We start from the raw sequence: 20,736 nt of genomic DNA, 5'->3' as shown, positions 1-20,736 counted from the left end.
GTTTCCGGCAGGGCCTACTTCTGTTTCCTGGTGCACATGCCCGGGGTTTCCGAACCATTCCAGGTTCGGAAACCCCGGGCTTTTTTGTGTCGTCGGGGCGGTGCCGGCTGAGGCCGGTTCCGGTGACGTCACTCGCGCCAGGCGTTCAGCCGGCCCGTCCCGCATTCCCGGATCAGTGCCTCGGTATCGACGATCGGGGCCCGTGCCGTGTTGATGACCGTGCCCCCGTCCGGAGGGAGCGCCCGCTCGGCCGTGTCCAGCAGGTTCCGGGTCTCCGGGACCGGTGGCGCCCGGGGCACCGGAGTGCGCGCTGCGCGGGCCGCGGTGTGACCATCGAGACATGGCATACACGGTCCGGACGGTGAAGGCCGACGAATGGGAGGAGCTGCGGGCGTTGCGGCTGAGAGCCCTGGGCGACCCCGTCGCACGGATCGCCTTCTGCGACGACCCCCGCCTCGCCCTCCTCCAGGCCGACGACTACTGGAAGGCCCGCGCCGTCCCGCTCTCCGACGGCGGCACGGCCACGAACCTGATTGCGGTCGACGAGGATGACGGCACCTGGGTGGGCATGCTGGCCGTCCTCGACGAGACGGGGAGCCGCGGCCCTGTGCAGGAACCGGACGGCGCCGCCCTCCCGGACCGGGTCCACATCGTCAGCGTCTACGTACTCCCGGAGCACCGGGGGACCGGCGTGGCGGAAGCACTGCTGCGCGGCGCCGTCGCCTGGTCCTGGGAGAACACACCGGCGCAACGGGTCCGGCTGTGGGTGCACGAGCGGAACTCCCGCGCGCTGGCCTTCTATCTGCGCCTCGGCTTCGTCCGGACCGGCGAGCGCATGCCCTTCCCGTCCCAACCGGAGGAGACGGAGCATGAACTGGAAATCCGGCGCGGCACTGCGTGAGGTCCGGACGGTCAGCGCCGCGGCATGCGGCGCGGCCAGCGGGCATCCAGCTGCTCCTCGGAGCGCAGCAGCGCCGTCATCGGCATACCCAGTGAGGCCCCGGCCGACAGGAAATCCGGGAACTGCGGAAAGGGTGCGACCGCTGCGACATCGTCGAGGACCAGCGTGAGTGGTGGGTCGAGCCGGCCGGCGGATGACCGTTCGGCCACGCGGCGGCCGAGCTCGACCACGTTCGAGACGAGTGCGGTGAGCATGGGCATCGCACCCGGGCGGATGCGGGGATCCTCGATCGCCTCACCCACTACGTACAGGGTTCCCCCCTCGGCGGCGAATGACTCCACCGCCAGAGAATCGGCACGAGTCGGCGCACAGGCGTCACGGATGTGAACGGCCGACAACGCGCCGAGGGCAAGTGACACCAACTGCTGTGCTGCAGAACGGCGTTCGGGGTGTGCGGTGAGCGCGCTCTCGAGTTCGCCGGCCGCGCCGCCCGCCGCCCGCGGGTGGGTCCGCAGAAGACGAACCGGCTCGTGCGCGGCGGCTCCGGACGCCCAACGGTGCACCTGCCGGAACGGCAGGCCGTCCACTGCGGCGGCGTGCAGCCAGCAGCCGAGCAGCGTCTGCGCGGCGTCCTCGACGGCCGGGTCCGCGGAGTGCGGGGACCGCACGGGGGCCAGCAGGGCCGCTGCCCGGACCTCGGCTGTCCGGCGCGACGCACAGCCGGTGCAGGGCGACCAGCGGACACGTGTCGGGGTGTCGAGGAGATGGCCGGGGTCGTAGACGTGCGAAGGACCCAGCTTGCTCCGGGCGTAGCGGGTGGCGGACCAGAGAACCGGGTCCGAGGTGACGACGAGCAGCGGGCCCTCAGCGGCGACGATCGCCTCGATCGCCCAGTCGCGGCGCAACTCGGGGCGGTCTCCGGTGATCCGCAGGCCCGGACGTCCCTCTCGGCCGGACCCGGAGAGCAGCCCCGATGCGCTCGGGGGCAGGCCGGTTGCCGGTGTGGCCGGGGCGGACGGCTCCGGGGCAGGAGCCGGAACGTGCGCCGGCAGCGGGGTTTCGGCGGTTCGCGCCGCCGGCTTCCCCTCGGAGACCGTGTCGCGTCCCGCTTCACGGTGGGCGCGACCCGCCCGCCACCGGGCCGCGGTGCCGACGACGAAGACGGCCGACACGAACAGCACCATCAGTTCGCCGATCAGCACGCCCCAGAACAACCCCGGTCCGGGAAGTCGTGAAGCGGGGATCCGTGGCCAGGCGGCCGGCAGATCATGCGGCTGCGTGACGAGGCTGTGCAGCGCGGGCGGAGTGCTGCTGAACCTCAGCCCGGGCGGCCAGCTGCCGTGCGCGAGCACGGCGGCCACCCCGGCGGCCGTCCACACCAGTACGGACAGTCCGAGGAGCAGGAGGAGCAGGCCGATCAGGAGCCCGTCGGGGACTCCTCGTTGCCCGTCACGGCCCGCGTGTTCCCGGGCCGGGCCGCCTCGGTCCCCGGTCAACTCAGGCCACCGTGGACTCGGACGTGTCGGCCGCCTCGTCGGCGAGGCGCTTCTCGACCGCGGCGGCGGCACGTTCCTCGGCTTCCTCCTCTGCGGCCCGTTCCAGCGCGAGCGCCTCCTCGCTGAGGGACGACTCCGTCATGGCGCGGTCGGTGTAGACGAGCGGCCGCTCGGCCTCGGTGACCAAATGTTTGACCACTTGGACGTTGCCGTTGACATCCCACACCGCGATTCCGGGGGTGAGCGTCGGAATGATCTCCACGGCCCAGCGCGGGAGCCCCAGGACGCGTCCGGTCGCCCGGGCCTCGTCGGCCTTCTGCGCGTAGATCGTCCGGGTCGACGCCATCTTCAGGATGGCTGCCGCCTCACGGGCCGCGGCCCCGTCCACGACATCCGACAGGTGGTGGACGACGGCCACGAACGACAGGCCGAGCCGGCGGCCGAACTTCAGCAGACGCTGGAACAGCTGCGCCACGAAGGGCGAGTTGATGATGTGCCACGCCTCTTCGACGAGGAAGATGCGCTTCTTGCGGTCCGGCCGGATCCAGGTGTGCTCCAGCCAGACGCCGACGATCGCCATGAGGATCGGCATCGCGATCGAGTTGCGGTCGATGTGCGACAGGTCGAAGACGATGAGCGGCGCGTCCAGGTCGATGCCTACCGTGGTGGGCCCGTCGAACATGCCGCGCAGGTCGCCGTCCACGAGGCGGTCGAGGACCAGGGCGACGTCGAGGCCCCAGGCCCGCACGTCGTCCAGGTCGACGTTCATGGCCTCGGCCGACTCGGGCTTCGGATGGCGCAGCTGCTCGACGATGTCGGTGAGGATCGGCTGCCGGTCGGTGACGGACTCGTTGACGTAGGCATGCGCCACCTTGAGGGCGAAGCCGGACCGCTCGTCGAGCCCGCGGCCGATCGCCACCTCGATGATGGTGCGCAGCAGAGCCAGCTGCCCGGTGGTGGTGATCGACGGGTCGAGGGGGTTGAGCCGGATGCCGTCGTTGAGTGCGGCCGCCGGGTCGAGGCGGATCGGGGTGAGCCCCAGCTCCTGGGCGATGAGGTTCCACTCGCCGACGCCGTCCTCGCCCTGAGCGTCCAGCACCACGACCTGGCGGTCGCGGAACCGCAGCTGGCGCAGAACGTAGGTCTTCTCCAGCGCCGACTTGCCGTTGCCGGACTCGCCGAGCACCAGCCAGTGCGGGGCCGGGAGTTGCTGCCCGTAGAGCTGGAAGGGGTCGTAGATGTAGCCCTTTCCGGAGTAGACCTCGCGGCCGATGATCACGCCGGAGTCGCCGAGGCCGGGGGCGGCCGTGGGCAGGTACACGGCCTGGGCCTGGCCGGTGGAGGTGCGCACGGGCAGGCGCGTGGTCTCCACTTTCCCGAAGAGGAAGCCGGTGAACGCGTCGGAGAGGGCGGACAGCGGGTCGGACATGACGGGCCTCCTGGCGGCGGGCTAGCGGCGGATGCCCGTCGCGAACGGGAGCGTGTTCACGAAGGCCCGGTGGTGCTCGCGGTCGCACCACTCCAGCTTCAGGTAGGACTTGCCGGCGGAGGCGCGGATGGTCCGCTTGTCGCGGGCCAGCTTCTCCGGGGAGCGGGAGGAGACCGTGATGTACCCGACGAGGTTGACGCCCGCGGCGCCGCTGGCCAGGTCCTCCCCGCGCTGGTCGAGCCGGCCGTGCGCGGCGAGGTCGCGGGGGTCGACGGTCCGGTTCATCTTGGCCGCCCGGCTGGCCTCGGCCTCGTCGTTGGTCTTCTCGGTGAGCATCCGCTCGATGGCCACCTCGGTCGGTTCGAGGTCCATGCAGACGGCGACGGTGCGGATCACGTCCGGGGTGTGGACCAGCAGCGGGGCGAGGAAGTTGACGCCGACCGGGGTCATCGGCCACTCCTTCACCCAGGCCGTGGCGTGGCACCACGGGGCGCGGGTGGTGGACTCGCGGGTCTTGGCCTGGAGGTACGTGGGCTGGGTGGCGTCGAGTTCGGCGGGCCAGGCGTTGCGCCGGGTCATGGCCTGGATGTGGTCGATGGGGTGGTCCGGGTCGTACATCGAGTGCAGGAGCGAGGCGAGCCGGCTCTGCCCGAGTGGCTGGCGGACGCGGATGTCGGCCTCGGCCAGCCGGGCGCAGATGTCGGTGAGCTCGCGGGCCATGACGACGGCCAGCCCCGCGTCCCGGTCGGCCTTGCCCCGGCCGCCCGTGGCGCGCGCGACGGTGTACGCCTCCGAGGCCAGCTCGCGGGTGTGGTGCATGCAGGCGACCAGGTAGGCCCGGTGCTGCTCGGACGAGGTGGACACCATCGACTGAAGCTGGTCGTAGGAGTCCTGAAGCCAGCCGGGAGCCTTGCTGTCGCCGCGACGCTCGACGTCCTTGGCGTGCGCGTCGGGATCGGCGGGAAGGGTGCGGGCCAGCATCTGCAGTCGGGTCACGAAGCCGTCGCCGTTGGCCACGTGCTTGAGCAGCGTGCCGAACCGGTCGACCAGGGCCTCCTGGTCCTCGCTGTCGCGCAGGCCCACGCCCGGACCCTCGATCTCGATGGCCGCGGTCACCGTGCGCCGGTCGGCGTGCAGCAGGACGGCGATCTCGTCCGGGCCGAAGGGGGCCGCGAGCCAGACGATGCGGCCGATGCCCGGGGGCGGTCCGACCTCGACCTCGCGCCCGTCGAGCCGAGTGCCGGCCTCCTGGGCACCGGAGCGGTAGGTGGCGCCCGCGCGCAGGGTGCGCCGGAAGGAGCGGTTGATCTCGAACCACTTGTAGAGGGTGCGCTGCTTGTACGGCACGTAGACCGCGGCCAGGGCCAGCATCGGGAACCCGGCGAGGGTGGCGATGCGCAGCGGCAGAACGGGCACGAGCAGGCCGCACATCATGCCGAGGAACGCGCCCACGATGATGAGCGCGATTTCACCGGTCTCCCGGTTCTTGCCGATGATCGCGTCGGGCCGGGCCCGGCCGATCAGATACGTGCGGCGGGGTGCGATCGCAGGCGTCGAGGACGTCAAGCCTGCTCACCTCCACGGGTGTTGCCGGTGTTCCGGGTGCGGGGCGCGGGGGTGGCGGATCCGGAGGAGCCGCGCGAGCCGTGCGCGGCGACGCCTCCGGCGACCGGGTTGGCAGGCTTGGGGGGCGGCCGGTGGGACGATCCGTCGTCGCCCGAACCACGACTGCTGTGCGTCTTGATGCCCTGTTTGACGAGGGCGGCGGGGGACGAGATGACGGCGGCGGCCCGGCTGCCGTCCGTGGCCTGCTTCCGGTCGCTGCGGCCGGCGGCGATCTCGTCGCCGAAGCCGGGGACGAACCGGTAGATCATCGCGCTGGCGAAGATGGCCAGCAGGATGATCGAGAGCCCGGAGACCACGGCCGAGAACGCGCTCGGCCCCTTGTCGGAGGCGGAGAGCGCGCCGGCGAGACCCAGCACGATGACGATCACCGGTTTGATCAGGATGACCGCGATCATGATGCCTGCCCAGCGGCGGACGTGGCCCCACATGTTCTTGTCCACGAGGCCGGCGTAGACGACGACGCCGAGAAGTGCGCCGACGTAGAGCAGCGCAGCCCGGATGACCAGTTCCAGGCCCAGGATTCCTGCGGCCAGGACGGAGACGAGGCTGACCGCGATGAGCATGATCGGGCCGCCGCCGATGTCGTCGCCCTTGGTCAGGGCTGCGGAGAACGCGCCGAAGAACTTGTTGTTGTCCGCGGAGATGCCGGACGCGACGACCTCGGTGACGGCGTCGGTCGCCGAGACGACGGTGTGCAGGATCAGCGGGGTGAACGCCGACGCCAGTACGGTCAGCCAGAGGAACCCGACGGCCTCGCTGATGGCCTCGGTCAGCGGCACGCCGCGCACGGCGCGCTTGGCGACCGCCAGCAGCCAGAGGACGAGCGTCAGCACGGTGGAGGCCGCGAAGACGACGGCGTACTGGGTGAGGAATGCCTTGTTGGTGAAGTCGACGTCGGAGGTCTTCTCCACGGCCTTCGACAGGTTGTCGACGGTCCAGGCCGCGGCCTTGGCGCAGCCGCGGGCGAGGGACGAGAGCGGGTCGAGGGTGTCGGACAGCGGGTCGGTGGGCGCGCGTCGTGCCCCGCCGCCGTCCCCGCTCTCGCAGTAGTCCCGCGCCTGGCCCAAAATCAGGTCGCAGTCATCTTTCGGCTCTGCAAGGGCGCGTGGAGCGATCACGAAACTGGCCGCCTGCATCCCCATGAGTCCGATTGCCGCGGTGAGCGCGCGGACGGACGGCTTACCGCGCATAGGTGAAGCCTCCGTACTCCTCGACCGCCTTGGCGATTTCGTCGGCGCTCGAAGCCTTGCGGTCGCTGTTCACGGGGGCCGGGCCTTCTTCCTGTTTGAAGCTCTCCACCTTCCAGTCCCCGTCCCTCCAGCGGAGTTGGAGTGTCATGGTGAACCAGTCATTTGCCACAGGATTGGTCGACCTGACCCCCGCCGTGCCGAAGGCACCGGTGCACCACACCTCTACGGTGGCGGAGGCGGGGGAGAACGCCGTTGCCTTGGTGCCGATGGGAGCGGTACGAGCGATGTAGGTCATTCCCTCGGCCGCGTTGCCGTTCGCATCGAGGCCCAGCTTGCTCAGGAAGTCCTTGGAGTAGGCCTTGTCGAATTTGGCGTCGAGTTCGTCGACCTTGCTGCTCACGAACAGCTGCCGCACGATCTTTTTGCGTTGCGCTGCTTTCAGGATGTCCGCAGAGACGAGCGCCACCGCGTAGTTCGCCGCCGCGCTCTGCGCGCCCTGCTCCGTCTTCGGGAAGCCCGACGGGATGTCGCCGTCCCCGGCACGCACAGGTGTCTCGCCGCTGGGTGCGGTGGGCGCCCCGGCGCCGCTCCTGCCCGGGTCGTCCGCGGGTCCTCCCCCGCCGTTGCCGCGGTTGGCGAAGGCGATCGCGGCGACGAGCAGGACCACCACGGACACGACGGTGATCAGCCCCCGGGACGACCGTGAGGGCAGCCGTTTGGTCCCGTAGGTGTCGGTCCCCTCGCCCTCGGGCAGCCGGGTGCGCGTCCGGTCGCCGCCGTAGAAGTCGTCGCCGCTGCTCATGCGGACCCCGCTCCTTCGCGCTCGGCCGTCGGCGTCCCCGCTGTCCCCGGTGCCGGTGCTCTCCGTGCCCGGCGCTCCGTCCGGTCGTGGTGGTGGCCGCAGGCCGACAACAGCTGTGCTCGAACGCGTGTGGACGCGGTGTGGTGACTGGACATCAAAGGACGCAACCTCAGCCGGTGGGCACGACGGACGGGTGGGACGGGTCGCGTGCCGCATCTGCGAGGGGACGCAGGTGTGGCACGCCGTGCTCGGGACGGACGTTCCGTCAGATCGCCATTCCATAGACGATCGTGAACAGTGTGCCCAGCGATCCGATGATGAAGACGCCGGTCAGCCCGGCGACGATCAGCCCCTTTCCCTGCTCGGCGCTGAAGGTGTCGCGCAGGGCCGTGGCCCCGATCCGCTGCTTGGCCGCGCCCCAGATCGCGATACCGAGGCAGAGCAGGATGGCAATGGCCATCACGACCTCGACCATCACGCGGGCCTCGTTGCCCAGGGTGCCGAACGGCCCCCAGTCCGGGGCGATGCCGCCGATGATGGTGGTGATGTCGCCCTTGTCGGCTGCCAGGAACATATGGAACTCACCGCCCCTACGGGGTAGTTGATCTCGGCCCGGCCTCGTGGCGCGGGTCGGGTCCTATCTTCTCCGACGATGCCCGCATGTCATGTCGGCTTGGTGTCATTTCTTGGCCGATCCCGAGTGGGTCCGGCGAGGCGGCCTCCGGACCGGAGAGAGCCGATTCCGGACGGCAAGCGTATCGTCACTCTGTGTATCACGGAGCGTGACATCGGGCAATGAGCCGTCGGCCAGGGGGTGCGGGCGGCCCGGGGCGCGTCCCGGTGTACCCGACAGAACGTCAGGAGCCCCCCTCGACGGGCCGGTTCCCGCGGTGGGGGGCTTCCGGACTTCTCGCAGGGTGCGGGTGAGGCATCGAAAAACTGTACGCTGAACCCTCTGCGGCGAACTCCTGACGCGGCCACACGCCCAGGTCTCCGGCGCCGCAGGACATCGAGCCGGCGAAACGAAAATCGAGGACGGTACGCGGGTGCTGGTTGCTGATCGGTACCGGTTGGAAGCGGCCATCGGCCGCGGCGGGATGGGCGAGGTCTGGCGTGCCTCGGACGAGGTGCTCGGCCGCCGGGTGGCGGTCAAGCTGCTGCTGGGCAATGACGCGGACGAACACGCGGGTGCCCGCTTCCGGCTCGAGGCCCAGACCGCGGCCCGGCTCAACCATCCGCACGTGGTCTCCGTGTTCGACTTCGGTTCCTGGGGCGACCGCTTCTACCTGGTGATGGAACTGGTTGCGGGGAACAGCCTGGCCCAGGAGGCGTCCGGCCCGGCGATGAGCCCCCAGCGGGTGGCCGTCATCGCCGCGCAGGCGGCGGCCGGGCTGGCCGCTGCGCACCGCCAGGGCGTGGTTCACCGGGACATCAAGCCGGGCAACCTGATGCTGGACGCGGACGGAACGCTCAAGATCGGTGACTTCGGCATCGCCCGGTTCGTGGACGACGAGTCCGCGGCGCTCACCGGCGTCGGCCAGATCGTCGGCACCAGTCTCTACCTGGCCCCCGAACGCGCCCTCGGCCGGACCGCCGGGCCGGCGTCCGACGTGTACGCCCTCGGCTGTGTGCTGTACCAGCTGCTCGCCGGCCGCCCACCGTTCGAGGCCGACACCTCGACGGCCGTGCTGTACATGCACGTCGACGCCGCTCCGACGCCGCTCTCCCGGATCCGCCCCGAGCTGCCCGGGGCCTTCGAGGAGTACCTGCTGCGGATGCTCGCCAAGCGCCCGGAGGACCGTCCGTCCGCGCAGGAGGCCGCCGACTGGTTCGCCGGCCCCGCCCCGTACGCCGTGCCCGGCTTCGGACAGCGACAGGGCACCGGAGGCCGTGCGGCTTACACGACGCACGGACCGTCCGCGCCGCCGGCACCCACCGTCCCGCCCACGACCGGCCGCCGGCGCGCCGTCCCGCAGCCGCAGATCCACGACCGCGTCCGCGCCCACTTGAGGGAGCACAAGGTGCTGACCGGAACCGTCGCGGGGGCAGGGTCGTTCCTCGCCGCGGCGGTCATCGGCATGTCGTGGTTCGGAGCCGTTGACGGCGGCCCCGCCGCCGGCGACCCGTCCCGGCTCGCTGAGCCGGCTCCGTCCTCCTCCTCCGCTGCGGAGACTCTCGAGCCGAGCGCCGACCCGGTGGTTCCGGCAGAGGCGCCCGCCGTCGTCGCCACCCCCGGCCACGATGACCGCGGCCCGGCGGACAAGCCGCACAAGGGCAAGCACCGGCGTCCCGGGGGCGGTCACGACTGAGGCCCATCCGGGACCGTCCCGCAGGCACGCCGCCTCCGCTCCGGACCGGGCCCCGCACACGTCTTGTTTTCGCGTCAGGCGTCCGTGCGCCGTCGCCGCGCCCTCCGGTGTCCCTGTACCGTCCGAAGCACCGCTGAACGGACCGGGTGATGGGTGGAGGGCAGGGGGATGCGCAAGGTCTGGCTGGGGGCCGGCGTCGCGTTCGGCCTGGCGGCCTGTTTCGTCGGGCTGCTGGTGGTCGGCACCTACACGGCGGCGGCCGGACTGCTCGGCGGCGGCGCCGTGGGTCTGGCGAAGAACGCCGTGCCCGCCACCTACCGCGACCTCGTCAGCAAGTGGGGCAACCACTGCTCCGCCATCAGCCCCCCGCTGCTGGCCGCGCAGCTGTACCAGGAGAGCGGCTGGAACCCGCGGGCGCGGAGCGGAGCCGCGGCGCAGGGCATCGCCCAGTTCATCCCCGGCACCTGGGCCGCTCACGGCGTGGACGGCGACGGCGACGGCGACCGCGACGTCTGGGACCCCGCCGACGCCATCCCCTCGGCGGCCTCCTACGACTGCAAACTGGCCAAGTACGTGAAGGGCGCCCCGGGCGACCCGACGGCGAACATGCTCGCGGCGTACAACGCCGGCGCGTACGCGGTGATCAAGTACGGCGGGGTCCCGCCGTACCGCGAGACACAGAACTACGTGAAGACCATCACGACCCTGGCGAAGAGCTTCGAGGCACCGGCCGGCCGGGTCCCGCCGTCCCGCCAGGCCGCCGCCGCCATCTACTACGCGCAGCAGAAGCTGGGAACGCCGTACCTCTGGGGCGGCAACGGTACGGCGGACCACGGGGGCCGGTTCGACTGCTCCGGACTGACGAAGGCCGCCTACGCGTCCGTGGGCATCGGGCTGCCGCGGGTGGCGAACGACCAGTACAACGCCGGTCCGCACCCCGCCCGCGACGAACTCATGCCGGGCGACCTCGTGTTCTTCTCCGACGACCTCGCCGACGCGCGGGCCATCCACCACGTCGGGATCTACGTGGGAGGTGGTTACATGATCAATGCCCCGTACACCGGCGCCGTGATCCGGTTCGACAGGATCGACACCCCGGACTACTTCGGCGCAACCCGGGTGACGGAGGACGGCGCCCGTGCGCTGCCGGACCGGAGGGCCTCCTGACGGCGCGTCGAACCCCCGCCCGCCCGCCCGGCGCCGACCGGTGAGGGGCTGTAACCTGACGGGGACTCTCGGTGAGAGTTCCGTCCCTGAGCTGCGGCGATGAATCACCCTTCGATAACGTCTGCGTGATCATTCGGTGGAGGACGGAACGCGTTCCGGGGAACTGACGTTCCCTGGAACGGGGACGCAGCAGCTCGGCAGCAGGGGGCAGCAGCAGACACGCCGCACGGGGACACCGACAGACAAGGGACCGCGGGACATGCCTGGACTCGAGACCACCGGGGCCAACCCCGACGTCGACCTGCTCTACGACATCAACGGGCTCGCCGTGGACGCACCCCACTGGTTCGACCGGGTCATGGAATGGGTCGGCGAGTACGGGATCATGGCCGGCCTGGGTCTGCTGCTCCTCGTGTGCTGGTGGCGGGCCCGCAGCAGCCGTGACCCGGTGCCGGCGGTGGCCGCCGTGGTGTGGGCCCCGCTGGCGGCCCTGACCGCGGTGGTGGTCAACATCCCCATCCGCGGCTTCGTCGAGCGACCGAGGCCCTTCCTCGACCACCACGGACTCGAGGTCCTGGTGAGCGGCAAGGACGACTACTCGTTCGTCAGCGACCACTCGACGATGGCCATGGCGATCGGTGTGGCGCTGTTCGTGGCCAACCGCAGGTTCGGCCTGGCGGGCATCGCGCTCGCCTTCCTCGAGGGCTTCTGCCGCGTCTACATGGGCGTCCACTACCCGACCGACGTCATCGGGGGGTTCGCGCTCGGCACGGCGGTCGCCCTGCTGCTCGCCCCGCCCGCCATGGCCCTGCTCACCCGGCTGCTGCACGTGATCGGCCGTACCTGGGCGGCTCCGCTGGCCCGGGCCGGTGGGCCGGGAGCGCCGGGCGGTGAGCACCCCGGCCGGGGCGGCGAGGTGTCCACGAGCCGACGGCAGAAGGACCTCGCGGCCTGACCGCCGCAGGGCCCGGGACCGTGCGGTGAGCGCCCGGGCCCTCACCACTCGAACGGCGCTCCCGGGATGTCCTGTTCGGCCCAGACGACCTTGCCCTCCGCGGTCCGGCAGGAACCCCAGCGCCGGCAGAGCATGTTGATGAGCTGAAGGCCCCGCCCGCCCTCGTCGCTGAGCGTGGCGTGCTGGATCTGCGGCAGGTCCGGGCCCTGGTCGGATATCTCCACGACGAGCCGGTCGTGACGCAGCAGCCGCAGCATGCCGGGGCCGCCGCCGTACCGCAGGGCGTTGCCGACGAGTTCGCTGACGACCAGTTCGACGGTGTCGGACATGTGGGCCAGATCCCAGTGGTCGAGCTGTCCCCGGACGAGCTGCCGGGCCTCGCGGGCCGCGCTGCCGTCCGAGGCGAGCTCCCAGAGGCACAGGCCGCCGTGGTCGCCGTGGTCGGCGGTGCGCTGCTCCTCGTGCTCGCCCAGGGGCCGGGCGGCGGCGACCAGGACGACCGCGTCGTCGATCCGCTCCTCTGCTCCCAGCCGCTGGATGATGACGTCGCAGGCCCGGGACAGCGGGGGCTGCTCACCCTCCACCGCGACCCGCAGCCGTTCCTGCTGGGTGACGATGTCGTCGACGCGGTTCTTGGCGAGCCCGTCGGTGTAGAGGACCATCCGGCTGCCGACCGGCAGCTTCAGCCGCACGTGGTCGTACGGGATCACCCCGGCGCCGAGCGGCGCGCCGGGCGGCACGTCCGCGTACCGGGCCCGGCCGCCGGCGCTGACGACGAGCGGGGGCAGGTGGCCGGCGCTGGCGACGGTGCAGGTGCCGTCCGCGGGGTCGTACACGACGCACAGGCAGGTGGCGACCTGATCCTCCTCCAGGTCTCGGGCCGCCAGATCCAGTCGGGCGAGCACCCGCTCGGGTGCGATGTCCAGGGCCATCAGGGTGCGGGCGACCGTCCGCAGCCGGCCCATGGTGGCCGCGCCCGCCAGACCGTGGCTCATCACGTCCCCCACGACCAGCGCGGTGCGGCCGCCGGGCAGTTCCACGACGTCGAACCAGTCGCCGCCGACACCGGCCGGGTGGATGGTGGGGAAGTAGTGGGTGGCGACGTCGAGTCCGGGGGTCGCGGGGGCGCTGCGCGGCAGCATGGTGCGCTGCAGGGCCACCACGACCTCGCGTTCGCGGCTGTAGAGGCGGGCGTTGTCGATGAAGATCGCGGCCTTGGAGACCAGCTCGAGGGCGAGGGCGACATCGGCGGCGCCGAACGGCTGCGGATTGTGGGCGCGGACGAAGTCGACGATGCCGAGGAGCACACCGCGGGCGATCAGCGGGACCTTCAGCAGCGCGTGGACGCCTTCGCGGCGCATGGCGGCGGCAGCGCTGGGGCTGAGCGCGATCCGCTCGTACTGGTCCCCGCTGATGCCGTTGGCCAGGAAGGGTTTCCGGGTCGTCAGGCACTCCATGAGGATGGCGTTGTCCGCGCGCTGGGTGATCTGCCCGACGGGGTCGGGCTCGAGGTTCAGGCCCTCGATCAACGACAGGGCCATGGCTCGGATCGGCGGAACGTGGGTCTGCGGGGCGCGTACGCCGTCCTCGCCCAGCAGCACGGAGTCCAGCAGGTCGACGGACGCCGCGTCGGCCACCCGGGGCACGACGAAGTCCACGAATTCCTGCGCGGTGACCTCGAGGTCGAGGGTGGTGCCGATCTTGTGGGTGGCCTCGTTCAGCCACGCGAGCCGTTCCTCGCCCGCGGACGGATCGGACGGCGCGGCGCCGGAGGTACGCGGAGGTGGCGGCGTGTGCCGCGCACAGCCGTCGAACGGCCGGCCTGCTTCCGGAAAGCGGTCCTCGTCCACCACTCACCTCACCTTTCCGGGAAGAGCCCCGGTGGACAAGGGCCCGGGGATGCGCTGGGGGAAGAGGTGACCGCCTAGGTGGTCCGTTCTGTGTGGTTCCGGGAGTCGATGCGTGCTTTCTCCCGGGCTCTTCGGGCGGGGCCGGCCCATCCGCAGGAGCAGCGCGCGACAGCGAAGGAGCCCTGGTCGACGGTGGTGACCCGATGACCCGGCTCGGGTGAGCGGCCGGCCGTGCCGGCTTGACGAAGCACCCGTCCACGGTACTGGCCGTGACGGTGCGGCGGGGATGGTCGTTAGCACAACGGGCTCGGACGGCGGCTTTCCCTGGGGGTGGACGGGCGATGGCGGAGCATCAGTACGTGGGGAGGCGCCGGGCCGTTGCGGTGGCGGTGGCGGGGGCGCTGATCGTGGGAGGCGCGGGGTCCGGCTGTGCGGGCCGGGGTGCAGTCGCCGACGACCGGCCCGCGGCGGCGCGGGTGGCGCCGGCCGTGTCGCTGGCGGAGGTGCGTCGCGCGGCCGATGTCCTGATCCGCTCCCGTTCCTCGCTCGCAGGCACCTCGATAGAGACCGTCGTGGGCGGAACCCGGGTGGTCATCCGCGGCCGGGGCGCATTCGACTACGTGCGCCGGCTGGGCCGGTTGCGGGTCGTCCTGCCGAGGGACGCCGCGGGCGACGCCGGGCACCGGCCGATCACCGAACTGCTCGCCCCGGGAGCCCTGTACATGAAGAACCGCGGGGCCGGGGTGCCGGCCGACAAGTGGGTGCGGGTGGACACCGGGCATCTGTCGGACGGGAATCTGCTGACCGGGGGCGCGACCGACCCGCTCTCGGCCGCGCAGCTGCTGCGGGGCGCCGGGAGCGTGTCGTACGTCGGCCGGGACCGGGTGCTCGGGGTGGGCGTCCGGCACGTGCGGGGCACGGCGAGCATCGCGCGGGCCGCGCAGGCGTCGGAGGACGGCCGCGGCGCCCTGACGTCGGCCGCGAAGGGGTTCTCGACGGACACGGTGCGGTTCGACGCCTGGTTCGACGCGGACGGACGGTTGCGCAAGGTCCGGCACCGGTTCCAGTTCTCCCCGGCTCCGGGGGCGCCGCGGCAGGCGGCCGAGGTGGTGTCCACGGTGCTGCTGTACGACTTCGGAGCCGCGGTCGAGGTGGACCTGCCCGACGAGGCGGACATCTATACCGGCCGGATCGCCGTGCCCGAGGGTTGAACAGAGGCCCGGGTGTTCGGCGGTGTGACGGTGACGGTGGCGGGGGCTTCTCCCCGGGGCGAATCCGGACGTGGACCCTCCGGATGGGCCCCGGGAAATGACCCGTCCGTGTCATGCGCGGCGCGGGCCCGGATTCCTACGCTGGGCCCGCGTGACAAGAAGCCCGGGGCGCTCGCTCGGTGCTCGTGACGAGGAGGTGATGGATGTGCCCCCCTGTGGCCGCTCCGCCGTCCAGGATCATCTGGCTCTTGCCGAGATCGAGCTGTGCAGTGAGCTCATGATCGCTGCCTCGGCCGTGGCCGAGGGGCGGCTGAGCCCGGACCGTATCGACGAAGTGCTGGACGTCACCTCCGCCCCCACGCCCTCGGCCGCTCGACGGGCTGCCCCCGCGCAGGGCGGGCGGGCCGACCGGTCCGGCACGCCGTAGCAGTGGCCCGCCGGCGCCCGGGCCTGCCGCGTACGGTGCCGGCCGGTGTCTCAGGTGCGCAGCAGACGGGCGATGGCGGCTGTGGCCTCCGCCACTTTGGCGTCGATCTCCTCGCCTCCTTCGAGGGCGGCGGCCGCGACGCAGTGACGCAGATGCTCCTCGAGCAGTTGCAGGGCGAATGCCTGCAGGGCCTTGGTTCCGGCCGACACCTGGGTGAGGATGTCGATGCAGTAGACGTCCTCCTCGACCATCCGCTGGAGGCCACGGACCTGGCCCTCGATGCGGCGCAGACGCTTGAGGTGCTGGTCCTTCCGGCTGCTGTAACCGTGCGGTCCGGCCGTGCCCGCCGGTGCGTCCGCCGCGGACAGTCCGTCGCCGTCGGGGGCGGACGGACCGGCCTCGATGCTCGTCATGGCGTCCTCCCGGTGGGGTGCGAGGCCTCTGGGCATATACCCCGAGTGGGTATATGATACCCAAATTCATCTCCTGTTCGGGGGTCCCTGCCGGACGCGCTTCCGCATGGGCGACACTGGTGAACGCCGGTCGAAGTGGCCGGATGATGCGCTTAGCATCTTCGAGACCGAACCGCTGCACCCTGAGGACCTCACGTGCGCTTTCGTCTGACCCCCAGGGAGACGAGTTTCTACGACATGTTCGCCGCTTCCGCGGACAACATCGTCACGGGCTCCAAGCTCCTCATGGAACTGCTCGGCGCGGACGTCGCCGGTCGCGCCGACATCGCCGAACGCATGCGTGCGGCCGAGCACGCCGGGGACGACGCGACCCACGCGATCTTCCACCAGCTGAACTCCTCCTTCATCACGCCGTTCGACCGCGAGGACATCTACAAGCTCGCGTCGAGCCTCGACGACATCATGGACTTCATGGAGGAAGCCGTCGATCTGGTCGTCCTGTACCAGATCGAGGAACTCCCGAAGGGTGTCGAGCAGCAGGTCGAGGTGCTGGCCCGGGCCGCGGAGCTGACCGCGGAGGCCATGCCCCATCTGCGGACCATGGACAACCTGACCGAGTACTGGATCGAGGTCAACCGCCTCGAGAACCAGGCCGACCAGATCCACCGCAAGCTGCTGGCCCACCTCTTCAACGGCACGTACGAGGCCATAGAGGTGCTCAAGCTCAAGCAGATCGTGGACGTTCTCGAGGAGGCCGCGGACGCCTTCGAGCACGTGGCCAACACCGTCGAGACCATCGCGGTCAAGGAGTCCTGACCTCCGGTGGACACGCTCGCGCTCGTCGTGACCATCGGGGTCGCGCTCTTCTTCACGTACACCAACGGCTTCCACGACTCGGCGAACGCCATCGCGACGTCGGTGTCGACCCGGGCGCTGACCCCGCGCGCCGCCCTCGCCATGGCCGCGGTGATGAACCTCGCCGGTGCCTTCATGGGCAGCGGAGTCGCCAAGACCGTCAGTGAGGGTCTGATCGAGACGCCCACCGGCCGCTCCGGGATGGGCATCCTGTTCGCGGCGCTCGTGGGCGCGATCGTCTGGAACCTGATCACCTGGTACTTCGGCCTGCCGTCGTCCTCCAGCCACGCCCTGTTCGGTGGCATGGTCGGTGCGGCACTGGCCGGCGGCACGGTGGTCATCTGGTCCGGAGTCGTGGACAAGATCATCATTCCGATGTTCCTGTCGCCGGTGGTCGGACTCCTCCTGGGCTACCTCGTGATGGTCGCCATCATGTGGATGTTCCGGAAGGCCAATCCGCACCGGGCCAAGCGGGGATTCCGCATCGCACAGACCGTCTCGGCGGCCGGCATGGCCCTCGGCCACGGTCTCCAGGACGCCCAGAAGACGATGGGCATCGTGGTCCTGGCCCTGACCATCGCCGATGTGCAGGAGCAGGGCGACGCCATCCCGCTCTGGGTGAAGTTCGCCTGCGCCGCCATGCTGTCTCTGGGCACCTACGCCGGCGGCTGGCGCATCATGCGCACCCTCGGCCGCCGGATCATCGAGCTGGACCCGCCACAGGGCTTCGCGGCCGAGACGACCGCCGCCTCGGTCATGTACACCGCGTCCTTCATGTTCCACGCCCCCATCTCGACCACGCACGTGATCACCTCGGCGATCATGGGCGTGGGCGCCACCAAGCGGGTCAACGCCGTCCGCTGGGGTGTCGCGAAGAACATCATCATGGGCTGGTTCATCACGATGCCGGCCGCAGCCCTGGTGGCCGCGGCCAGCTACGGCATCGTGCTGCTGGCCTTCGGCTGAGCGCTGCTCCGCACGCCTCGCCCGAGCCGCTCCCGTCCCCGGCACCGCCGCTGACGGGAGCGGGAAAGCGGCAGGGCCCGCCCCCGGTGTGTTCGGGGGCGGGCCCTTCGCCGTGCGGTGGCACCGCCATGCAGCACCGCAGGACGCCTGGTGTCAGCCGAAGCGACCGGAGATGTAGTCCTCGGTGGCCTGGACCGACGGGTTGGAGAAGATCCGCTCGGTGTCGTCGATCTCGACGAGCCGGCCGGGCTCGCCGATTCCGCTCAGGTTGAAGAAGGCCGTGCGGTCGGAGACGCGCGCCGCCTGCTGCATGTTGTGCGTGACGATGACGATCGTGAACCGCTGCTTCAGCTCGCCGATCAGGTCCTCCACCGCGAGGGTCGAGATCGGGTCGAGGGCCGAGCAGGGCTCGTCCATCAGCAGGACCTCGGGCTCGACGGCGATGGCCCGGGCTATGCACAGCCGCTGCTGCTGTCCGCCGGACAGGCCCGCTCCGGGACGGTCGAGGCGGTCCTTGACCTCGTTCCACAGGTTGGCACCGCGCAGCGACTTCTCCACGATCTCGTCCAGCTCGCGCTTCTTGTACGAGCCGTTGAGGCGCAGGCCCGCGGTGACGTTGTCGCGGATCGACATCGTCGGGAACGGGTTCGGGCGCTGGAAGACCATGCCGACCGTGCGGCGCACGGCCACCGGGTCGATGCCCGACGCGTACAGGTTCTCGTCGTCGAGCATGACCTTGCCCTCGACGCGGCCGCCGGGGGTGACCTCGTGCATGCGGTTGAGGGTCCGCAGGAAGGTGGACTTGCCGCAGCCCGACGGGCCGATGAAGGCCGTCACCGAGCAGGGCTCGACGGTCATGGAGATGTCGTCGATGGCTTTGTGGCTGCCGTAGAAGGCGGAGAGTCCGCTGACATCGATCCGCTTGGCCATGGAAATCACTCTCTTCGGGGGGCCGGGGGGTCGCCCCGGGGGTGCAGTGCGACTGGGGGTGCGGGCCCGGATCAGCGGGCCTTCGGCGCCTTCCAGCGGGCGATGCCGCGGGCGAGCAGGTTCAGGAGCATCACGATCGCGATGAGGACGAGGGCTGCGGCCCAGGCCCGGTCGACCGCAGCGGGCGTTCCGACCGCGTACTGCTCGAACACGTACAGCGGCAGCGAGGACTGGACGTCGTTGAACGGGTCGTTGTTGATGAACATGCTCCCCGAGACCAGCAGCAGCACGGGGGCCGTCTCGCCGGTGATACGGGCCACGGCCAGCATCACACCCGTGGCGATGCCGCCGACCGCGGTCGGCAGGACGACCTTGAGGATGGTCCGCCACTTGGGTACGCCCAGGGCCAGCGAGGCCTCGCGCAGCTCGTCCGGGACGAGCTTGAGCATCTCCTCCGTGGACCGGACGACGACGGGCATCATCAGGATGGCCAGCGCCATCGAGCCGGCGAAGCCGGAGAAGCCCATGCCGAAGGTCAGCACCCAGGTCGACAGGATGAACAGGCCCGCGACGATCGACGGGATGCCCGTCATGACGTCCACGAAGAACGTGACGGCCTTGGCGAGCCTGCCCCGCCCGTACTCGACCAGGTACACGGCGGTCAGCAGACCGATCGGCACGGCCATCAGGGTGGCGAGACCGACCTGCTCGAGCGTGCCGATGATCGCGTGATAGACACCGCCGCCGGGCTCGTCGTTCTGCAGGCCGGCCATGGAGTGAGAGAGGAAGTAGCCGTCGAGCACCCTCAGGCCGCGGGTGACCGTGGTCCAGGCCAGCGAGGCCAGCGGGACGATGGCGAGGACGAAGCACACCCAGACCAGGCTGGTGGCGATCCGGTCCTTGGCCTGGCGCTTTCCCTCCACGACGGTCGTGACGAGGTAGGTGCCGGCGACGAACACGAGGGCGGCGATCAGGCCCCACTGGACGCGGCTCTGCCAGCCGGCCAGCAGGCCCGCTCCGCAGCCGGCCGCAACGGAGACGAGGGCGATGGCGGCCGGGGCCCAGCGCGGCAGGCGCCGCTTGGAGAACGAGGGCGGCTGCGGCCGGTCGTCGACCGGGGGCCGGTTCATCAGTGCGTTGCTCATGCTGCTGCTCCCGAGTACTCCTTGCGGCGGGCGATGATCAGCCGGGCCGCGCCGTTCACGAGCAGGGTGATGACGAACAGCACCAGGCCGGAGGCGATGAGGGCGTCACGGCCGAAGGCGTCGGCCTCGTTGAACTTCGCGGCGATGTTCTGCGCGAAGGTGCCGCCGCCGGGGTCGAGCAGGTGTCCGGAGAAGACGAAGCTCGGCGAGAGCACCGTTGCGACGGCCATCGTCTCGCCCAGCGCGCGGCCGAGCCCGAGCATGGAGGCGCTGATGATGCCGGAGCGGCCGAAGGGCAGCACCGACATGCGGATGACCTCCCAGCGGGTGGCCCCCAGGGCGAGCGCCGCCTCCTCGTGCATCCTGGGCACCTGGAGGAAAACCTCGCGGATCACGTTGGTGATGACCGGGAGGATCATGACGGCGAGCAGCAGACCGACGGTGAACAGGGAGCGGGCGGGCCCGGAGCCCGTCTTGTCGAAGATGTAGGTCCAGCCCAGGTACTCGTCGAGCCACTGGTTGAGCCCGGCGAGGTAGGGCACGAGGACGAGGGCGCCCCACAGGCCGTAGACGATGCTGGGAACGGCCGCGAGCAGGTCGATGACGTACGCCATCGGCGCCGCCAGCTTGCGCGGCGCGTAGTGCGAGACGAACAGCGCGATGCCGATGGCGACGGGGACGGCGACGGCCATGGCGATGATCGAGCTCACCACGGTGCCGTAGGCGAGGATCGCGATGCCGAACTCGGGCGGGTTGCCCTGCGGGTTCCACGCGAAGGCGGTGAGGAAGTTCGCCTGGTCCTTGGAGATGGCCAGGCTCGCCCGGTAGGCGAGGAAGGCCGCGATGGCGGCCATGATCACGAGCAGGACGATGCCGGATCCGCGCGAGAGGCCGAGGAAGACCCGGTCTCCGGCCTTTCCGGTCGTGCGGCGGCCTTGCGGCGCTTCGGGCGGCGCCGGGGCCTTGGAAGTGGGTGTGTCCATGGATGTCTCCGGTCTGGTGGGGTGTTGCCCCTGGCGGCGGTGCACCGGATGGGTTTCGTGCGGCGGCCGGACGGCCCTGCG

The 20,736-nt window shown here is 70.9% G+C and carries 20 protein-coding genes; 8 read left to right on the top strand and 12 right to left on the bottom strand.

The genetic code is table 11. The features are described 5' to 3' along the window. Positions 1-128: 128 nt before the first annotated feature. A complete protein-coding gene (locus M1E25_RS08305) occupies positions 129-347 on the bottom strand; it encodes an NAD(P)-dependent oxidoreductase (RefSeq protein ID WP_251412016.1) in 219 nt (72 codons plus the stop codon). Between M1E25_RS08305 and M1E25_RS08300 the strand changes: the two genes are divergently transcribed. Next, positions 341-901: a GNAT family N-acetyltransferase gene (locus M1E25_RS08300; RefSeq protein ID WP_251412014.1), complete on the top strand. Its 561-nt coding sequence runs from the start codon at positions 341-343 to the stop codon at positions 899-901. The two genes, M1E25_RS08305 and M1E25_RS08300, sit on opposite strands and share 7 nt — an antisense overlap. A gap of 11 nt (positions 902-912) precedes the next feature. Here the strand turns inward: M1E25_RS08300 and M1E25_RS08295 are convergent, their stop codons facing one another. The 6 genes from M1E25_RS08295 to M1E25_RS08270 form a co-directional block, all read right to left on the bottom strand. Beyond that, a complete protein-coding gene (locus M1E25_RS08295; RefSeq protein ID WP_251412012.1) occupies positions 913-2,397 on the bottom strand; it encodes a type IV secretory system conjugative DNA transfer family protein in 1,485 nt (494 codons plus the stop codon). 1 nt (position 2,398) lies between these two features. Then, positions 2,399-3,826 (bottom strand): ATP-binding protein, encoded by a 1,428-nt coding sequence (locus tag M1E25_RS08290; protein WP_251412010.1) that lies wholly within the window; start codon positions 3,824-3,826, stop codon positions 2,399-2,401. Positions 3,827-3,847: 21 nt separating this feature from the next. Then, positions 3,848-5,392 carry an SCO6880 family protein gene (locus M1E25_RS08285; RefSeq protein WP_251412008.1) on the bottom strand — a complete coding sequence of 515 codons (1,545 nt, stop codon included), beginning with the start codon at positions 5,390-5,392 and terminating at the stop codon, positions 3,848-3,850. Continuing rightward, on the bottom strand, positions 5,389-6,642 hold the full coding sequence (locus tag M1E25_RS08280; protein WP_251412005.1) for a hypothetical protein: 1,254 nt from the start codon (positions 6,640-6,642) through the stop codon (positions 5,389-5,391). The genes M1E25_RS08285 and M1E25_RS08280 overlap by 4 nt, the downstream gene beginning before the upstream one ends. Continuing rightward, positions 6,632-7,444, bottom strand: coding sequence for a DUF8175 domain-containg protein (locus M1E25_RS08275; protein ID WP_251412002.1), 813 nt, complete (start codon positions 7,442-7,444; stop codon positions 6,632-6,634). Before M1E25_RS08275 ends, M1E25_RS08280 begins: the two co-directional genes overlap by 11 nt. Before the next feature lie 265 nt (positions 7,445-7,709). Further along, the gene (locus M1E25_RS08270; protein ID WP_251412000.1) at positions 7,710-8,018 is read right to left on the bottom strand and encodes a DUF8827 family protein; all 309 of its coding nucleotides are present in this window, start codon (positions 8,016-8,018) and stop codon (positions 7,710-7,712) included. A 472-nt stretch (positions 8,019-8,490) separates the two neighbouring features. Here M1E25_RS08270 and M1E25_RS08265 point away from each other — a divergent pair, with 472 nt between their 5' ends. The 3 genes from M1E25_RS08265 (at position 8,491) to M1E25_RS08255 (ending at position 11,875) form a co-directional block, all read left to right on the top strand. After that, positions 8,491-9,753 (top strand): serine/threonine-protein kinase, encoded by a 1,263-nt coding sequence (locus M1E25_RS08265; protein ID WP_251411997.1) that lies wholly within the window; start codon positions 8,491-8,493, stop codon positions 9,751-9,753. A gap of 168 nt (positions 9,754-9,921) precedes the next feature. Next, positions 9,922-10,920: a C40 family peptidase gene (locus M1E25_RS08260; protein WP_251411994.1), complete on the top strand. Its 999-nt coding sequence runs from the start codon at positions 9,922-9,924 to the stop codon at positions 10,918-10,920. 259 nt (positions 10,921-11,179) lie between these two features. Next, positions 11,180-11,875 carry a phosphatase PAP2 family protein gene (locus M1E25_RS08255; RefSeq protein WP_251411991.1) on the top strand — a complete coding sequence of 232 codons (696 nt, stop codon included), beginning with the start codon at positions 11,180-11,182 and terminating at the stop codon, positions 11,873-11,875. A 41-nt stretch (positions 11,876-11,916) separates the two neighbouring features. Here M1E25_RS08255 and M1E25_RS08250 read toward each other — a convergent pair whose 3' ends face one another. Then, on the bottom strand, positions 11,917-13,725 hold the full coding sequence (locus tag M1E25_RS08250) for an ATP-binding SpoIIE family protein phosphatase (protein WP_372500542.1): 1,809 nt from the start codon (positions 13,723-13,725) through the stop codon (positions 11,917-11,919). A 341-nt stretch (positions 13,726-14,066) separates the two neighbouring features. Here M1E25_RS08250 and M1E25_RS08245 point away from each other — a divergent pair, with 341 nt between their 5' ends. After that, positions 14,067-14,936 carry an SCO4651 family lipoprotein gene (locus tag M1E25_RS08245; protein ID WP_251411987.1) on the top strand — a complete coding sequence of 290 codons (870 nt, stop codon included), beginning with the start codon at positions 14,067-14,069 and terminating at the stop codon, positions 14,934-14,936. Between the two features lie 199 nt (positions 14,937-15,135). Further along, on the top strand, positions 15,136-15,363 hold the full coding sequence (locus M1E25_RS08240; protein WP_251412036.1) for a hypothetical protein: 228 nt from the start codon (positions 15,136-15,138) through the stop codon (positions 15,361-15,363). A gap of 50 nt (positions 15,364-15,413) precedes the next feature. Here M1E25_RS08240 and M1E25_RS08235 read toward each other — a convergent pair whose 3' ends face one another. Next, complete coding sequence (locus M1E25_RS08235; RefSeq protein ID WP_251411984.1) at positions 15,414-15,776, bottom strand: metal-sensitive transcriptional regulator; 363 nt, start codon at positions 15,774-15,776, stop codon at positions 15,414-15,416. Between the two features lie 195 nt (positions 15,777-15,971). On the opposite strand from M1E25_RS08235, the gene M1E25_RS08230 reads away from it, so the two are divergent. Together M1E25_RS08230 and M1E25_RS08225 are read left to right on the top strand one after the other, a co-directional pair. Next, positions 15,972-16,592 carry a DUF47 domain-containing protein gene (locus M1E25_RS08230; RefSeq protein ID WP_251411982.1) on the top strand — a complete coding sequence of 207 codons (621 nt, stop codon included), beginning with the start codon at positions 15,972-15,974 and terminating at the stop codon, positions 16,590-16,592. A 6-nt stretch (positions 16,593-16,598) separates the two neighbouring features. Further along, positions 16,599-17,597: an inorganic phosphate transporter gene (locus M1E25_RS08225; protein ID WP_251411980.1), complete on the top strand. Its 999-nt coding sequence runs from the start codon at positions 16,599-16,601 to the stop codon at positions 17,595-17,597. Between the two features lie 153 nt (positions 17,598-17,750). On the opposite strand, the gene pstB is transcribed toward M1E25_RS08225, so the two are convergent. The 3 genes from pstB to pstC form a co-directional block, all read right to left on the bottom strand. After that, on the bottom strand, positions 17,751-18,527 hold the full coding sequence (gene pstB / locus M1E25_RS08220; protein WP_251411979.1) for a phosphate ABC transporter ATP-binding protein PstB: 777 nt from the start codon (positions 18,525-18,527) through the stop codon (positions 17,751-17,753). A gap of 71 nt (positions 18,528-18,598) precedes the next feature. After that, positions 18,599-19,672: a phosphate ABC transporter permease PstA gene (gene pstA / locus M1E25_RS08215; protein WP_251411976.1), complete on the bottom strand. Its 1,074-nt coding sequence runs from the start codon at positions 19,670-19,672 to the stop codon at positions 18,599-18,601. Further along, positions 19,669-20,655: a phosphate ABC transporter permease subunit PstC gene (gene pstC / locus M1E25_RS08210; protein WP_251411974.1), complete on the bottom strand. Its 987-nt coding sequence runs from the start codon at positions 20,653-20,655 to the stop codon at positions 19,669-19,671. The genes pstA and pstC overlap by 4 nt, the downstream gene beginning before the upstream one ends. Between the last annotated feature and the right edge of the window lie 81 nt (positions 20,656-20,736).

The sequence above is a fragment of the Streptomyces meridianus genome, assembly GCF_023703325.1.
Classification (GTDB): domain Bacteria; phylum Actinomycetota; class Actinomycetes; order Streptomycetales; family Streptomycetaceae; genus Streptomyces; species Streptomyces meridianus.
This window is presented reverse-complemented; position numbering and strand designations above follow the sequence as displayed.

Bases quoted from the DNA above. Each gene is read 5' to 3' on its own strand.
- pstB (WP_251411979.1), bottom strand. From the start codon at position 18,527: ATGGCCAAGCGGATCGATGTCAGCGGACTCTCCGCCTTCTACGGCAGC.
- M1E25_RS08305 (WP_251412016.1), bottom strand. From the start codon at position 347: ATGCCATGTCTCGATGGTCACACCGCGGCCCGCGCAGCGCGCACTCCG.
- M1E25_RS08275 (WP_251412002.1), bottom strand. From the start codon at position 7,444: ATGAGCAGCGGCGACGACTTCTACGGCGGCGACCGGACGCGCACCCGG.
- pstC (WP_251411974.1), bottom strand. From the start codon at position 20,655: ATGGACACACCCACTTCCAAGGCCCCGGCGCCGCCCGAAGCGCCGCAA.
- pstA (WP_251411976.1), bottom strand. From the start codon at position 19,672: ATGAGCAACGCACTGATGAACCGGCCCCCGGTCGACGACCGGCCGCAG.
- M1E25_RS08280 (WP_251412005.1), bottom strand. From the start codon at position 6,642: ATGCGCGGTAAGCCGTCCGTCCGCGCGCTCACCGCGGCAATCGGACTC.
- M1E25_RS08290 (WP_251412010.1), bottom strand. From the start codon at position 3,826: ATGTCCGACCCGCTGTCCGCCCTCTCCGACGCGTTCACCGGCTTCCTC.
- M1E25_RS08235 (WP_251411984.1), bottom strand. From the start codon at position 15,776: ATGACGAGCATCGAGGCCGGTCCGTCCGCCCCCGACGGCGACGGACTG.
- M1E25_RS08270 (WP_251412000.1), bottom strand. From the start codon at position 8,018: ATGTTCCTGGCAGCCGACAAGGGCGACATCACCACCATCATCGGCGGC.
- M1E25_RS08255 (WP_251411991.1), top strand. From the start codon at position 11,180: ATGCCTGGACTCGAGACCACCGGGGCCAACCCCGACGTCGACCTGCTC.
- M1E25_RS08260 (WP_251411994.1), top strand. From the start codon at position 9,922: ATGCGCAAGGTCTGGCTGGGGGCCGGCGTCGCGTTCGGCCTGGCGGCC.
- M1E25_RS08240 (WP_251412036.1), top strand. From the start codon at position 15,136: ATGGATGTGCCCCCCTGTGGCCGCTCCGCCGTCCAGGATCATCTGGCT.
- M1E25_RS08300 (WP_251412014.1), top strand. From the start codon at position 341: ATGGCATACACGGTCCGGACGGTGAAGGCCGACGAATGGGAGGAGCTG.
- M1E25_RS08245 (WP_251411987.1), top strand. From the start codon at position 14,067: ATGGCGGAGCATCAGTACGTGGGGAGGCGCCGGGCCGTTGCGGTGGCG.